At 54.2% G+C, this 15,688-nt stretch carries 9 protein-coding genes; 7 read left to right on the top strand and 2 right to left on the bottom strand.

The window, feature by feature from the left end:
- Position 1: 1 nt before the first annotated feature.
- The 6 genes from MKY96_RS24440 (at position 2) to MKY96_RS24415 (ending at position 12,442) form a co-directional block, all read left to right on the top strand.
- The gene (locus MKY96_RS24440; protein ID WP_340944061.1) at positions 2–4,987 is read left to right on the top strand and encodes a DUF4132 domain-containing protein; all 4,986 of its coding nucleotides are present in this window, start codon (positions 2–4) and stop codon (positions 4,985–4,987) included.
- 494 nt (positions 4,988–5,481) lie between these two features.
- Positions 5,482–7,602 (top strand): LuxR C-terminal-related transcriptional regulator, encoded by a 2,121-nt coding sequence (locus tag MKY96_RS24435; protein ID WP_340944060.1) that lies wholly within the window; start codon positions 5,482–5,484, stop codon positions 7,600–7,602.
- Between the two features lie 279 nt (positions 7,603–7,881).
- Entirely contained in the window at positions 7,882–9,453 is a 1,572-nt protein-coding gene (locus tag MKY96_RS24430) for a methyl-accepting chemotaxis protein (protein ID WP_340944057.1), read from the top strand.
- Between the two features lie 14 nt (positions 9,454–9,467).
- Complete coding sequence (locus MKY96_RS24425) at positions 9,468–9,761, top strand: chemotaxis protein CheW (RefSeq protein WP_340944055.1); 294 nt, start codon at positions 9,468–9,470, stop codon at positions 9,759–9,761.
- Positions 9,724–9,882, top strand: a complete 159-nt coding sequence (locus tag MKY96_RS24420; protein ID WP_340944053.1) for a hypothetical protein — start codon at positions 9,724–9,726, stop codon at positions 9,880–9,882. The genes MKY96_RS24425 and MKY96_RS24420 overlap by 38 nt, the downstream gene beginning before the upstream one ends.
- Positions 9,883–9,916: 34 nt before the next feature.
- Entirely contained in the window at positions 9,917–12,442 is a 2,526-nt protein-coding gene (locus tag MKY96_RS24415) for a chemotaxis protein CheW (RefSeq protein WP_340944051.1), read from the top strand.
- Here the strand turns inward: MKY96_RS24415 and MKY96_RS24410 are convergent.
- Positions 12,405–13,145, bottom strand: coding sequence for a spermidine synthase (locus MKY96_RS24410; RefSeq protein WP_340944050.1), 741 nt, complete (start codon positions 13,143–13,145; stop codon positions 12,405–12,407). The genes MKY96_RS24415 and MKY96_RS24410 overlap by 38 nt on opposite strands.
- A gap of 121 nt (positions 13,146–13,266) precedes the next feature.
- Positions 13,267–14,619, bottom strand: coding sequence for an MATE family efflux transporter (locus tag MKY96_RS24405; RefSeq protein ID WP_340944049.1), 1,353 nt, complete (start codon positions 14,617–14,619; stop codon positions 13,267–13,269).
- A 133-nt stretch (positions 14,620–14,752) separates the two neighbouring features.
- Here MKY96_RS24405 and MKY96_RS24400 point away from each other — a divergent pair, with 133 nt between their 5' ends.
- Entirely contained in the window at positions 14,753–15,448 is a 696-nt protein-coding gene (locus MKY96_RS24400) for a TetR/AcrR family transcriptional regulator (RefSeq protein ID WP_340944048.1), read from the top strand.
- The last annotated feature ends 240 nt before the right edge of the window (positions 15,449–15,688 follow it).

Below are 15,688 nucleotides of genomic sequence, written 5' to 3'. Positions count from 1 at the left end.
GATGAAGTTCGGAAATGCAGAGTGGGAGACTCAGTGGTACGAAGAGATCGAGAGTAAAGCGAAGGGGCTCAAAGGGGAAGGCGCAGAGCTTGCACCTCTGCTGGCAGAGTTCAGCAAGACCCGCTACCTCCATGAAGGGGAGGATTCGCTGGACCGCTTCATGGCTATACTGGAAGCGCGTGCAGACGCTGCCCGGAGTGATTTTGCCGGTTACTGGGAGCCTCTGTTCCAAGTCATGCAGCAGCTGTACAGCACACATACTGTTGAGCTTGCCCGTTACATAGTTAATCATGCGATGGAGTACCCTTATGCCATAGGGTATCTGCGCCGGCCGTTCCGTACCCGGGAGGTTCAGCCGCACCGGCTGCAGATTCTTCGTAAAATCAATGCTCTGATCTATATGGAGATGGTTGAATTCTCGCTGCCGGAATATTTCAAGGGCAATCTGGATAAAGACTACAGTACCTCCTACCGTGTGGATGTGGCTGTTCCGGATGTAGTCGCCTATGAGCTGGACCGCGGCGGCAGCGGCATGGAGGATCTGCTCAAGGAAGCCGTATATGGAGACAACCAGGCGGCGCAGCTTAGTCACAGTATGCTGAAGGGTGTATTCCTCAGCCACAATCAGGCGGCTATGCATATGGTAGGTGAGCTGCTGGTCGCTGCCCGTCTGCAGGAGGGGCTGCGGCAGTCCATTGTCGAGCGGATGGATGAGGGGACGATTGAGAATAACCTCTATATGCTGAAGGTGATTCTCGACAATGATCTCGTGCGCTACAGCTCGGTGGTTCGTGCCCTGGGCGTATGGACAGGCATGGGCCTGGAAGCGCAGAACCAGCGGGTGGCGAAGCAACTGGTGGAGGGAGCCTATCAGGTGCTGACGGATGAAGCGCTGCGCGAGGAATGGCTGACCAGTGAGAATGCCAACCATGTCTACCTGGGCTTGTGGGGGACGGCAGTCTATGAGGAGAATGAACTGATCGGCAAGGTTGACGTTCTCATGGAGCAGGGACAGTTGTACCAGAAGATTGTAGCCCAGTATGTGCTCTCGAACAGCCAGAACCAGGAGGTCCGCCTGCGCAGCGCCCGGCAGCATCTGAACGGGCAGGAGCCGGAGCTGCTGTACTGGATTCTGATGAACTACAACTACGATTATGACCGGATGTGGAGAGGGCCGAAGGATAACGGTCCACGAATCGAGGTCAGAACCAGCCCCCAGCTTGCGGATAAAAGCGAGCGGCAGCGCGACTTCAGCCTGCTGATGAACATTTTCCTGAATCCTGCCAGCCGGGAGCAGAGCGGCCCGTCCAAGGTGCTGGACTTCGTGCAGGTTAACTATACCCGTGATCTGCCGGTACAGAAGATGCTCTATCTGATCTCCTATGATATGGACCCGGCCTGGGTGAATGAACTGCTTGCCTATAAGGACAAGCTGAGCCCGGATATGCGCGGGGAGCTGCTGAACTACTTCGTGCAGGATGCAGGGGATGCGGTGCAGCGCGAATTTATCTTCGCCAGCCTCTCCGACAAAAGCATGAAGAACCGCGAGCTTGCGCTGAAGCTGGCGCAGGAGCTGACGCTGGCGGAGGATGAGCTGCTGATGGCGGAAGGGCTGCTGAAGCTCAAGACCGGCACGCTGCGCCAGAGCGTCACCCTCATGCTGCTGAATCAGCCGGAGGAAACGCTGGAGGCCTCCATCCGCAGGCTCGTGCAAGGCAAGAATGCCCTGCAGCGGCAGGCGGGACTTGAGATTATGACGGTGCTGTTCGAGGATGAAGAGCGGCAGGCGCTGTTCGAAGCGGTGCGGCCGCTGGCGGAGGAGCTGGTGAAACCTTCTGACCAGGAGCGTGAGCTGATCGGAAGGCTGAGCCGGAAGAACGAGTATACCAAGACGAACGGCTTCGGCTTGTTCGATCCCAAGCAGACGGAGGAATGGCTGGCTCAGCGGCCGGCAGCGGACGGATTCGAGTGGGATCAGGTGTTCAAGCTCTCGCTGGAGCAGATCAAGAAGTTTCTTAAGGAGCTGGACAACACCGTTCACAAGCACCGCGATGTGGAGTATGAGGTCGAATACTACAGCGGATATAAGGATACGCTGCTGATCGGTACCAATCTCAGACCGCTGCAGGGGTACTTATTGAACGATGAGGAGAGTGGCAAATCGGTTCTCGGGCAGTACCCGCTGCATGAGGTATGGGCTGAATATTGGGACAAGAGCGGCTGGAGCGCCCGGGATCTGATGGAGCTGAACTTCTATATGAGCCTGGAAGAGCTGGATGAGACCCTGGATAACTATGACGGTTATGATACGATGGGCATCGATGACGATGAACTCAGCAAGCAGAAGCTGCTGTCCGGCTGGCGTAAGGAGTTCGCGGCTAAAATCTACCCGCTGGAGCAGCTCGAGGCTGTGATGAAGCTGGTGGACAAGCTGAAGTACAGATGGCAGGTGGAATCGCTGCTGGATGCGTTCCGTGCCGACCACAAGAGCCCGGAGAGCTTCCGGCTGGTAAATGGTGCGGTGAATGCCCTGGTGGCTGCCTTCCCGGAAGAGAAGCTTGCGGCGGACTGGCCTTTCCTGTCTGTGCTGGCTGATCCGTGGATCGATATGGTCCAGAAGCTGTGGAAGGGACCGGAGGAGTTCAAGGAGATGTTCCGTACCTGCTACCGGTTCGAGAGGATCAGCGGCGGCGAAGAGCGGGACAGCATCATCGGGCTGAAGCACTATGTCGAGGCCTTCACTGGTGGCATCATCCGCGAGGAGACGCTGCTTAAGGAACTGCTGCTGAGTACGGATGCACGCAACCATATGAGTTGGATCAGTTCACGCAGATACGATTGGATTGAGAACAGTCCAGAGATGGTTGCACTGCGTACACGGATCATCGACCGTCTGCTGGCGGTTGAGCTGGGGCGTGGCGACCTGCCGACCGAAGTGACCGGCATGACGATGGGGCTGCAGCGGATAGAGGGCCTGGAGTATTGTATCCGTATCCTGTCAGGGCTGAACAAGGATACCTTCGTGCGCGGGTACGTGTATGGCTATGGCAACAATATTACGAAGAAGGAATCCTTCAGCCATCTGCTGAAGGTATGTTATCCGCGTGAGGGCGATGATGCGGAGCTGCTGAAGACCTTGCTGCAGGAGTACAAGCTGTCCGATCAAAAGCTGCTGGAAGCCGCCATGTACGCCCCGCAGTGGATCGAGATCATTGCCGGATACCTGGGCTGGGAAGGGCTGCGCAGCGGGGCCTGGTACTTCCATGCCCACATCAACGAGAGCTTCTCGGCCGAGAAGGAGACGGTGGTGGCGCATTATTCGCCGATCACCCCGCAGGAATTCAACGACGGCGCCTTCGATGTGAATTGGTTCCAATCAGCGTATGAAGCGCTTGGCCAGGAACGCTTTGAGCTGCTCTATGATTGTGCCAAATATATCTCCGCCGGTGCGAACCACCGCCGCTCCCAGCTGTTCGCCGATGCTACGCTCGGCAAGCTGAGCCTGGAAGAGATGAAGGAATCGGTAGAGCAGAAGCGGAATAAAGAGCATCTGCTCAGCTACAGCCTGATTCCGCTGAAGGCAGACCGGGAGAAGGATATCCGCGGGCGGTATGAATTCATCCAGCGCTTCCTGGCGGAGAGCAAGCAGTTCGGCGCACAGCGCCGTGCCAGCGAAGGCGCGGTGGCGCAGATTGCGCTCGGCAACCTGGCGCGCAATGCCGGATATGCCGATGTCACCCGCCTGATCTGGGATATGGAAGCTCGTAAGCTGGACGACTATGCCGCGTACTTCGAGCCTTATGCGCTGGATGACGAGACTTATGTCTCGCTCAGCATCGACGAGGAAGGGCAAAGCGATGTTGTGGTGACCAGCAAGGGCAAGGCGCTGAAGTCGGTGCCCGCGCGCTTCAAGAAGCATGAGCGGATCGAAGCGCTGAAGGAGGCCAAGAGTGACCTGACCGGCCAGTTCCGCCGCGCCCGCGCTGAGCTGGAGCGGTCGATGGCGTCCGGCGGCACCTTCACGCCGGGTGAGATCGCGGGGCTGAGCCGGAATCCGGTGCTGGCTCCGCTGATCAGCAAGCTGGTGCTGAAGAGCGGCGATGCGCTGGGGTATTATGATGCGGACCAGGGCGCGTTGGTAAGCCCGGCGGGTGAGCGGCAGGCCCTGGACACCGGGGCGGTGCTGCAGATTGCCCATCCGCTGGACTTCTACCGCAGCGGACAATGGAGCCTGTACCAGAAGGACCTGTTCGACCGTCAGCTCCGCCAGCCGTTCAAGCAGGTCTTCCGCGAGCTGTATCTGCCGAATGAGGATGAGCTGGCCCAGGGCGTGCTGTCCCGCCGTTATGCCGGCCATCAGGTGCAGCCGAGCAAGACAGTCGCCCTCCTGAAGGGGCGGCAGTGGACGGTCAGCTATGAGGAAGGGCTGCAGAAGGTGTTCTATGCCGAGAACCTGATCGTCCGGCTCTATGCCATGGCGGATTGGTTCTCGCCAGCGGATACGGAAGCGCCGACACTGGAGACAGTGCAGTTCTTCGACCGGAAGACCTACAAGGGCGTGCCGCTGGATCAGGTGCCGCCCGTGCTGTTCTCGGAGGTTATGCGGGATGTGGATCTCGTCGTCAGCGTAGCCCATGTCGGCGGCGTCGATCCGGAAGCGAGCCTGACGACCGTCGAGATGCGCCGGGTCATCGTCAGCGAATCGCTGCGGCTGCTGAAGATTGAGAACGTCCGGCTGGACGGCAATTATGCGCGGATTGACGGTACGCTCGGCGAGTATGCCGTGCATCTGGGCAGCGGCCAGGCATACAAGCAGGCCGCGGGCGCCCTGTCCATTATTCCGGTGCATTCGCAGCACCGGGGGCGGTTGTTCCTGCCGTTCCTGGACGAGGACCCGCGCACAGCGGAGGTTCTCTCCAAGGTCATGCTGCTGGCCGACGACACGAAGATCAAAGACCCGCAGATTCTGTCGCAGTTGAGCAGCTGAACTGCTGGGCAGTAAGTGGTAAGAGCTGAGGGCTAAGCGTCTGCTTAGCCAGGGGATATATGGCACCGGCGCTGGAAATATAGCGCCGGTGTTTTTTGGTGCGGGGGAGAGAAGGAGGGTTCGTGTGCCGAATGTATGCGAAAAACCGATCACATTTTGCTGGCGAGGGGTGCCTGGACCGAATGTAATCGAAAAACCGACCACATTTTGCTGGCGAGGGGTACCTGGACGGAATGTAATCGAAAAACCGATCACATTTTGCTGGCGAGGGGTGATTGGTCGGAATGTAATCGAAAAACCGATCACATTTTGCTGGCGAGGGTGCGTTTGCCAAATGATATCTGTCAATCGGCCGGGTGATATTTTTTCGCAATTGCGCATTTTTGTATTTGGATTCTTGGACTATAATGCTACGTTTGTAGAATGAAAGGGAGAAAAAGCAGGGAATCAGTGAGGCTATGGCGAATTTTGGAGGGGAAAGCGAGGAATAAGCAATGAAGAACAAGCTCCGCCGAAATCTGCAGTCTTTGCAAGACGCATACGCATCATTATGCGGATTGACAATTATTATTACCGATCAAGCGGACAAACGAATAACAGAACCCTCCGGCTTAACCGAGATGGCATCTCTGTTGTTCGGTTCTCCTTGTGCAACCGCTGAACATGCAATTGCGAATCTGCTGGAAAAGGTCAGGAATGTATCGAAAACTATTGTCTATGAGACCCGCTCCGGGCTGAAAATGCTGGTTACCTCCATCGGGCTCAGTAAGCAAAGGCCCTATTATATTCTGACAGGCGTCTGGGTGGACGGTTGTACGAAAGAGCTGATTACCGGAAGGATTCATGAAACCGTTCCCTCCGGGGAATGGGAGGACTGGATTCAAGCTCTGGATAAGGTGCCGGTATTGGATCAGGAGGGCGTCGCCCGGATTATCAGCCAATTGGACATACTGGCTGATACCGTGCAGGCTCTGCTTGAACGGGAGCAGGGGGGAGAATATTCTGCGTATGACCTGCAGCTTATGAATCTGATTTATCTGCTGGACCCGGCAAGCCCGGAGTGGCTGCAAGGAATACTGGGCATTGTGGTGCGTATTCTGGGAGTGGAATTTGCGGGCTATGCCATGAATGCTGCAGACGGGGACCAATTCACAGTGGTGGAGACCACCGGTATGCCTAAGGATAACTCCCTGCTGGGAGCTTCTTTTTTTTACGGTGAGGGATTTCTGGGACAGGTGGGACTCTCCAAGCAAATGGGGTACTGGAGGAATGCTGACCGCGATCTCCGGATTTCTTTTTTTGCTGCCCATGGGGTGAGGCCTAAGGTGTTAATCTGCTATCCCATCAAATACAAGGACAAGCTGTATGGATTATTGTATGCCGGAGACCCGGTCCGCCCGGAGCTGACGGAGGAGCAGGCGGATATGGGCATGCTGGTGGCCCATCAGCTCGCTGCTTCTATGTATCATATGGAGAGCGAAGCGCTATATGAACGTCAAAAGAAGAGGCATGATACCTATAAAGAAATTGTCCAAGGGATTCTCGTTACTCAGGATAAGGAGGATTACCTGCAGCTGTTCATTGAGTTTTTCCAGCAGCAGCTAGGCAGTCCGTTCATGTGCTTGTTATTACATACGCCTGACGAAGCCGGACTGAGGATCTATTCTTCCTCTTCTGCTCCGAATGAGCTGTACACCGTGTACGCAGAAGATGCTGAACAGATCTATTTCGCTGACGGGATACCGGGGTTCAATCTGCTGAACAAGCCGATCCGGCGTGAATGGAAGAGCTGGCAGCTGGTAGAGCATCCTATGGTATTTGAACAAAGGCTGCTGGGGTTATTCACGGTCCAGTTCAGAGATGAGGGGCAGCGGCGGGAATATGAAACGATTTTTCATATGACCAATGTGCTGCTAGTGACCAAGCTGCTTGTGCAGCAGCCTGGCGCTGTGCCCTCCAGGGCGGACATTATGCGGCTGCTGCGGGATACGTTGCTGACGCAGGAGCCGATAGCGCATAGCAGAGCTGCGGAGATTCAAAGACTTGCACAGGACTTGCTGGAGCCACTAAATCACTCTGCTGAGGAGATTGAATGGATCGGCCATGCCGCATTCCTCGCTCCATATCCTATAGGGCTGCTCCGTGAATATTTGGGTGACATCCCCGCGGTATGCATTCTGCGTCATATGCATTATTACCTGTTGGCTTACAATGGAGAAGAGGATGCAGGAGAAAGTTCCCATCTGTACTTGGCGAAGGTCTTGCTTATGCTCACGAAGTATACGGAGCAAGGCGGCAGGCAATGGAAGGAAACACTTCCTATACCCATAGCCGAACCGCTGATACGGTCCTTTGAACAACTGATAGCTCCTTCGCCGGTCGCAGCGCAGGAAGTGGGGGGCGTACGGTTTACTACCCGGGAAAGGGATATCCTGGATGGTCTGCTGACGGGCCTCAATAACAAGCAAATTGCGGAGAGGCTGTTTATCAGTACGCATACTGTCAAGAATCACATCACCAAAATATATGAAAAGCTCGGTGTACATAGCAGATCACAGGCCATCTCCCACATGTATCAAGCCACAGGCAAAACAGATTTTCTAAGAAAGCAATGATTACGCAGCATGTAAGCGTACATTGCTTTTTTTGTGCAAATATAAGAATTTATAGGTTTCACGCTATAAATTATCCTTCTATTTCTCGCTGAAACGAATGCCGTCCTTTAAAAGGACGGCAAAGCCGTTTCCACTTGATAAAGGAAAGAAGGCCTGTAGAATACAGGAAGATTATGTCGAAACTTAGGAACCAGTGGCGATAGGCGCAGAGGTCATACGTTATTCATAATAGGGGAAGCTTTGTAGGCTCGACAAAATACATATTGAGGAGTGCTTCATTTGAAACTAAACATCCGCACCAAATTGTTGGGAGGCTTTCTGGTTATTGTAGCGTTGCTTATATTTATCAGCGGGCTATCGATTATGAAAATGGCGGGCATGAACAGTAACTCTGTACAGATGCAGAGCTACAACTTTCCCGCGCTCGTCAATGTTGCCGAGATTCGGACGGAGCTGTACAAGCTGCGCGGTGACTTGTTCAAGCTTATCCTCGAAACCGATGATTCGGTGAAGGCGGAGATTCAGGCAGTTATTAAAGCGGATCAGGACAAGATTGCTGACCGGATGAAGGTCTATGGAGAGCTCGCACTGAATGCGGATCAACGGGCTGCGTTAGAGATCATTAAGCAGAGCGTGGATAACTATAACCAATCCGTACCCAAAGTCAATGAACTTCTGGATAAAGATCAGAATACGCAGGCTTACGGCGTCTTAATCGATGCACTGCCTGATTTGCAGAAGGCTCAGGATACCGCCGATCTGGCCGTCAGTAATGTCATCCAAGGTGCAGATGAACGGATCGACTCTACGGTTGCCAGCTATACCACGGGAAGATTGATGATCCTGATCATCTCCAGCATTGCGGCAATTGCAGCCATTGTGCTTGGTGTCGTGATCTCGCAGGGCATCGTCGGTCCGGTATCCAAGCTGCTCGCTGCAATGGTCCGCATGGCAGGCGGTGACCTCAGGGAGGAGGTTGCGATCAGGAACCGGGACGAGTTCGGACGGCTGGCCGCAGCAGCCAATGAGATGATTACCAGCCTGCGCAAGCTGATTGGCGGAACTGTCGAAGCGGCGCAAAGTGTCGCAGCCTCCTCTGAGGAAATATCGGCAACGACAGAAGAAATCGCCAGCGGCAGCCAATCCCAGGCGCAGGCGGCGCAAAATATCAATCAGCTGGTTCAGGATCTGACCCGGGGCATCGATGAGGTTGCGAAGAATGCCGAGCAGGCATCGGAGCTGTCTCTGCTGACGCGTCAGGGCGCTGAGGAGGGAAGCACTGCGGTCAGAGAATCCGGCCTCGGCATGAGCAATTTGTCGGAGAAGATGGAGCTGCTTGAGCAGGATTCCCAGAAGATCGGCGAGATTATCGAAGTGATTGATGAGATTGCCGAGCAGACCAATCTGCTGGCGCTCAATGCAGCGATTGAGGCCGCGCGTGCCGGCGAGCAGGGACGGGGCTTCGCCGTTGTCGCCGATGAGGTCCGCAAGCTGGCTGAACGGAGCAGTGAAGCTACCAAACAGATTGCCCTGATCATCCGGGTGATGCAGAAGAATACGGTTCTGAGTGTGCAGGCTGTTAGTGACGTATCGGTCCTGTCCGAGCGCACAGAGCGGCTGATCGACGATATCGTTAGCCGGATCAATGATACTGCCCAGCAGATTACAGGCATCGCTGCGGCTTGTGAGGAACAGGCGGCGCAGACGAACGGGGTGCTGCTCTCGATTGAATCCATTGCGGCTGGAAGCCAGGAGTCTGCTGCCGCCGCCGAGGAGACGGCCTCCTCTTCGCAAATGCTCGCCTCCTTGGCGGATGAACTGAATAGCTCGGTGTCGGTGTTCAGATTGTAGAGGGGGAGTAAGCCATGCTGGCTGCACGAACGGAGCAGTACATCATCTTCCGGCTGGTACAGGAGAAGCTGGCCATCGCTATCCGGGAGATTGATGAGATTATCAAGATGGAGCCTATCACAGCCGTGCCTAACAGCAAGCCTTTTATTAAGGGCGTGATTAATTTACGCGGCAAAATTATACCGGTGATCAGTCTGTGCAGGCGGTTTGGCCTGGCAGAATCTCCACCGGATGCCAGTGGTGCATTATCGGCAGGAGGCCATAGGGATTATGGTGGATTCCGTAGAGAAGGTGGCTTCCTTTCATGAGGTGGAACCTCCTCTGGAGTCCCATGAAGTGCAGGGAGTGCAGTACATGGACGGGATCGGCATGTGTGCTGAGGAGCTGATCAGCATTCTGAACATCGGGCGTCTGCTAAGTGACGGGTGAAGGCTAACGCATGAAGGCGGGGAGGAGAACAGAAATGAACGAGTTTCATAATAGGGTATATTTGGGCGTTTTTCTGGATGAAATGGACGAGCAGCTGCGGTATTTGGATGAGGCCCTGCTCATGCTGGAGAACAAAGGATATCAGAATGACCTTATTCAGAGGATCTTCCGGGTCGCACATACGCTCAAGGGCTCATCCGCGGTCATGGGATTCAAGCAGCTTAACCGGCTGACGCATCAGATGGAAAGTGTGCTGGAGCTGCTCAGGGGCAGACAGCTGGACGTAACTTCCGAGTTATTGAACATCTTCTTTGACTGCGTAGATTTCATTAAGGAGCTTCGTCAATCCATTCTGAGCGGTGCGCTGGAGGAGGGGGACATCTCAGAGCTGTTGCGCCGGTTAAAAGAGTTGCGGAAGACAGCAGCCGATTCGCCCGCTCCTGCTGGAGAGAGGCCTGCGCAGGGAGAAGCGGGGGCTGCGCCGGATATTATCTTCGATGATATCCGTAAAGAGCAGATCCAGGCAGCTATAGATCAAGGCTCTGCGGCAATGGCGGTTCATATTCAGCTTGCTGCTGAGGAGCCGATGAAATATGTCCGCGCGAAGCTCGTAGAAGCCAAGCTGCGGGAAACGGGCGAGGTGGTTGCCACCTTCCCCGAGCTGGAATCCCTCGAGAGGGATACGCAGTTCTCCGGTACTATTGCATATATTCTGCTTACGCAGCAGTCCCGGCAGGATATGATGGCCTGTCTGCAGGAAATCTCACAGATTGAAATTATACATACAGATCCTATTACAAAAGCAAACCTCGACATCTTCACCGAAGGAAAAGAGGCTCAGAAAAATAACGGCTATGCGGCCCAGACTGTGCGTGTGGATGTGGAGCGGCTGGAGGGACTGCTGAATCTGGTAGGCGAGCTGATTATAGATAATACCAGGCTGCACAGTGTCCGTTCCAGATTAAGCGAGCAGTTCAAGAACAACAGTGATGTTCATCTGCTTAATGATATTGCAGGACATTTGAATATGGTCATCAGCGATCTTCAGGAGGGGATGATGAAGACCCGGATGCTGCCGATGGAGCATCTGTTCGGCCGCTTCCCCCGGATGATCCGGGATTTGGCGCAGAAGTCGGACAAGGAGATCGAGTTCATCATTGAGGGCAATGAGACCGAGCTGGACCGCAGCCTCATTGAGGAGATCAGCGATCCTCTGATCCATATTCTGCGCAACGCCGTGGACCATGGGCTGGAGTCGCCGGAAGAACGTGCAGCTTCGGGCAAGCCGCGGAAAGGGACCATTACGCTGCGGGCAAGTCATCAAGGGAACATGATTGTGATTACGGTATCCGATGACGGCAGGGGCATTGATACCGGCAAGGTTAAAGAAGCCGCTGTGCGTAAAGGCTTCGTCACTACTGATGAAGTGAAGCGTATGACGGACAAAGAGCTGGTGATGCTGATTTTCCGCTCTGGCATCTCAACAGCCCGTACGGTCACAGATTTATCCGGCCGCGGAGTGGGCATGGATATTGTCAAAGCACATATAGAGAAATTAAATGGCGTTATAGATATTGAGACGGTTCCTAATCAGGGGAGTGTATTCACGATCAAGGTCCCGTTGACCCTTGCCATAATCCGCTCCCTGCTGGTGAAGCTGGGGAGCAGCACCTTTGCCATTCCGCTGATTAATGTCATTGAAATATTTAGAATGAAGGCGGAGGATATTGTTACCATCCAGGGACGGGAGGTCTGCCAGTTCCGCGATCAGGTGCTTCCGCTTGTCCGTCTGCATCATATGCTGCAAGTGGAGGAAGGGGAGCATACGGTGAACGGCCGGCTGTTCGTTGTCATCGTCGGCTTCGCGGATAAGCGGGTCTGTCTGGTAGTAGATCAGACGATCGGCAATCAGGAGATTGTCATCAAGTCACTGGGAAGTTACATAGGCAACGTATCTTATATCGCAGGCTCAACCATACTTGGCGACGGCCGTGTGGCCCATATCCTGGATATAGGCTCGATTGCAAGGGAAACAGGCTCGGCCCACGATACAATGCTCCAAGAGAACACAGTTACGGCAGGGAATCAGGATGGTCAGAGTGAGAAATATATCACCTTCAAGCTGGAGAAGCTGGATTTCGGAATTCCGATCCGTCAAATGAAGGAGATTGTCCCCGTACCGGAGATTCATTCGCTGGTGTCCGCGCCGGCTCATATCCTGGGAATGATTAATCTGCGCGGACTGCTGTTCCCGGTCTATGACATACGGCCCAAGCTCGAAATGGGCTGGGGTGAACAGACGGCCGGCTCCCGGATTCTGATCTGCGAGGTGTGGGGACAGGAGGTAGGGATATGGGTGGATCAGGTGTCAGCGGTGCAACTGCTCGCAAGGGAGCACATGGATGAGGCGCCGGATCACATTCTCCAGAATCCAGAGGTGCTGGATGCCGTCTATAAAGACAACCGCCAGTTTATTCACTTGCTGAATTTGGAGAATATAATCGACCTGGACGCCTGCTGCACTACCGGTCCCGGATCACATGACCGATCCCTGGAGTGATCTCGCTGAAGCCGGCCATGTGGCGGGACTGATAAGGGATCGGCCGGGCGCTGGCGGTCATGAGGATATTGCGCAGATCGGCGGTTCCTTCTGCCGGGAGGGCGAAGGTTCTGGTATATGGATACACTTCACGGAGTGTGGTATGGATGGCACTGATGAAACGGTCATTGCCGCTGCGGCCCATCAGATTCATGATGAGCTGGCCGTGTCCGTTCAGCTTGGCACGGGTAAGTCGGAAGAACTCCAGCGTAGTGAAATGGGGCGGCGTCCCGGCAGCGGTGAAGGCATCAAGCAGGATGTAGTCATGGCCGCGTTCCGGCGCGGCTTCCAGCAGGCTGCGGCCGTCACCGATCAGGATGTTATCCTGCGTGTAGCCAAAGCGGGTTCTGCTGTATTCCACCACCTTCGCATTCACCTCAGCCACCGTAAACTGCTTCTCTGCGAAATAACCGGCAATTGTACCAATCCCGTGTCCGATCAGGAAGACACGCTCGAAATGCGGATTGCCCGCCTCCATCAGATGAATCATCGCCCGGGGATACTCGAAGATCACCCGGCGCGGATGGTCCAGATCCAGTGCGCCCTGAACAGCTTCCCCCGAGAATTGCAGTACCCGGAACCGTCCGGTCTCGCCATATAGCTCGGTTGTATCGTAGACCTCGATGTCCTGAGAGCCGTAGTTAGGATGGGAGGGTGTGTGCAAGCGGATCAGACTCCTTCTGCAGATTGGGATTCGTTCGTTACAACCTTCATAGTAACATAAAGCAGCCGCAGGAAGGGCTTCCTGCGGCTGCTTGTATTGCTCAGAGGCGGCTTAGGCTTACTTAATGCACCAGACTCTCCAGTTCGGGCTGGAGCTTGTGCCGCAGGGCGTACAGCATGGCAGCACCGACCAGGAAGGCAGCGGCATCGGCAATGACCAGCGACCATACCACGCCATGGAAGCCGTTCATCCGGTTGGCGAAGAAGAGCACAGGAATCAGTGTGACCCCTTGAATAATCGACATTACGAATGCGGCCGTTCCCTGCGCGGTAGCCTGGAAGATCCCCATGAACAAGGTGGTCAGCCCTGAAATGAATAAGGACAAGAAGGTGACATGCAGAATATAGCTGCCCATTTCAATCATTTGCGGGTCCCGTGTGAACAGACCAATCAGATGGTCGGAGATCAGATAGACGACGATGCCGAATACGGCAGCCATGGCGGCCATCGCTTTTACTGTGAATCCGATCGTATGCTTCATGCGCAGCTTATCCGCTGTAAATGAGAAGGCAATGAGCGGCACCACTCCCTCGCATAACCCCATCAGAATAAACTCGGGGAACTGCAGCAATCTTGAGGATATCCCGTAAGCGGCTACAGCCGAATCCCCATATTCGATCAGGAACAGATTGAAGATCAGCGACATGGCTCCCAGAAAGACACTCATGATGAAGACCGGAACGCCGATTTTGAATACATTGCTTAAGATATCCTTGGTGGCCTTGAACCATTTGAAGGAGACCGTCAGGAATTGGCTTTTGTAGCCCATGTGGAAGGCATAGTAGGCACTCGCAACCATGTTGGCAACAACCGTTGCAGACGCTACGCCAATTACACCCCAGTGGAGCACGAAGATGACAAATGCATCGAGCAGGATATTAACCACCACGCTGAGCATCATACCGATCATGGAGACGATGGCTGCACCCTCGGAGCGGACCATATTCTCCAGTGTAAAGAACAAGACGACAAACGGTGCGCCAATCAGCATGATTGTGACATAATCCTTCGTGAATTCATAGGAATCCGGCGTTGCCCCCAGACTGTGAAGGATGGGGCCGATCAGCGGCAGACCTACCGCCATCACAAGGAGGCCAAGCAAGAGACTACTGTAAAAGGCGAAGGAAGACACTTGCTTGACTTCATCATATTTGTGCTCACCAAGCAGCCGCGAGATGTAGGTGCCGCTGCCAATGCCCACCAGATTGCCCAGCGCCATGATGATGGCGAACAGCGGCAGGGTCAGGGCGAGTGCGGTCAGCATGGCCGTATTGTGGAGAGTGCCCAGGAAATAGGCATTCAGAATCGAATAGATAACGTTCATGGAGGTGCCTAACATCATGGGCACGGCGAAATGGGCGACGGCTTTGGTGATGGGTGCTTTTTCAAAATAATAAAGGTTTTCGGTATCCATTAGGGATCACTTCTTTCACTGATTTTTGTTAATCTAACGGCGTTAGATTGAACCTTACAGTGTTAGATGATATCATGAACCTAAGAGACTGTAAAGCATAAACTTACACTGTTAGATAAAAGGGCGGATAGCGATGAAAAAAGCACAACCTCAAATCTCGGAAGACCGGATTCTGGAAGCTTCGTGGGAGCTTCTCAGGGAGGGGGGGATCGAGAAATTCAGTATGCGGCGTCTGGCGGACCGGCTGGGGATTCAGGCTCCCTCGCTGTATTGGTATTTCAAGAGCAAACAGAATCTCTACCAGCGGCTGGCCAACCACATCTCCAGAGTCATCCTGGAGGAGCACCGCCCGGAGGGCGACTGGAAGGAGCAGCTGACAGACTTTGCGGTAACGGTACGGAGTGTGCTCAGCCGGTATTCCTGCTCTACGCAGCTTATGATGATGACGCTGCCCCACGAGCCGGACATTATCCGGTTCAACAACCGGATGCTGCACTGTGTGGAATCCACGCCGCTTGAGGAGGCGCAGAAGGTGCAGGTGGTCACTACACTTGTGAACTTCGTGTTCTTCTTCGTGCTGGATGATTATGAGCATGAGCGTAATGTCGCCATGATGGCTAAGGAACAGCAGGAGCCTCCGGGCGAGGAACTGCTCCGCCTGATGGACTCCATGAGCGAGAAGGAGGTTGGGTTGTTCCGGAGGATGTTCAAGAACGGACTGTTCGAGCTGCTGGGGACCGATGGGGCCTTTGAATTCGGCCTGAGGCTGATTCTGCTCGGGACGGAGCAGGTGATTAAGGAGCATGAAGAGCAGCAGAAGCAGAAGTAAGTTGGGTCGGGTTCGATAATAATTAAGATAACAAAAATAACAAATGGCTCTTCGGCAATTCGAGTTAATTTCGCTGGTTGGGGCTTTATCTAGATTAGATATGCATTTGGCAGGTTCGAGGAGTAGTTCATTTTGTTTTTATTATAGCTGCTTTAAATATTGTTATTGCTAACGTTATTATAACAAAATATAATGGGGTTAGCTAAGCGCCGGAATGCGCAAAAACAGTATAGGAGGAAC

It is taken from the genome of Paenibacillus sp. FSL R7-0302, assembly GCF_038006885.1.
Lineage (GTDB): Bacteria > Bacillota > Bacilli > Paenibacillales > Paenibacillaceae > Paenibacillus_AQ.
The sequence above is the reverse complement of the archived record's forward strand: the minus strand, read 5'-3'. Positions and strand labels throughout refer to the sequence as shown.

Bases quoted from the DNA above. Each gene is read 5' to 3' on its own strand.
- MKY96_RS24420 (WP_340944053.1), top strand. From the start codon at position 9,724: ATGGTGGATTCCGTAGAGAAGGTGGCTTCCTTTCATGAGGTGGAACCT.
- MKY96_RS24415 (WP_340944051.1), top strand. From the start codon at position 9,917: ATGAACGAGTTTCATAATAGGGTATATTTGGGCGTTTTTCTGGATGAA.
- MKY96_RS24435 (WP_340944060.1), top strand. From the start codon at position 5,482: ATGAAGAACAAGCTCCGCCGAAATCTGCAGTCTTTGCAAGACGCATAC.
- MKY96_RS24405 (WP_340944049.1), bottom strand. From the start codon at position 14,619: ATGGATACCGAAAACCTTTATTATTTTGAAAAAGCACCCATCACCAAA.
- MKY96_RS24440 (WP_340944061.1), top strand. From the start codon at position 2: ATGAAGTTCGGAAATGCAGAGTGGGAGACTCAGTGGTACGAAGAGATC.
- MKY96_RS24400 (WP_340944048.1), top strand. From the start codon at position 14,753: ATGAAAAAAGCACAACCTCAAATCTCGGAAGACCGGATTCTGGAAGCT.
- MKY96_RS24425 (WP_340944055.1), top strand. From the start codon at position 9,468: ATGCTGGCTGCACGAACGGAGCAGTACATCATCTTCCGGCTGGTACAG.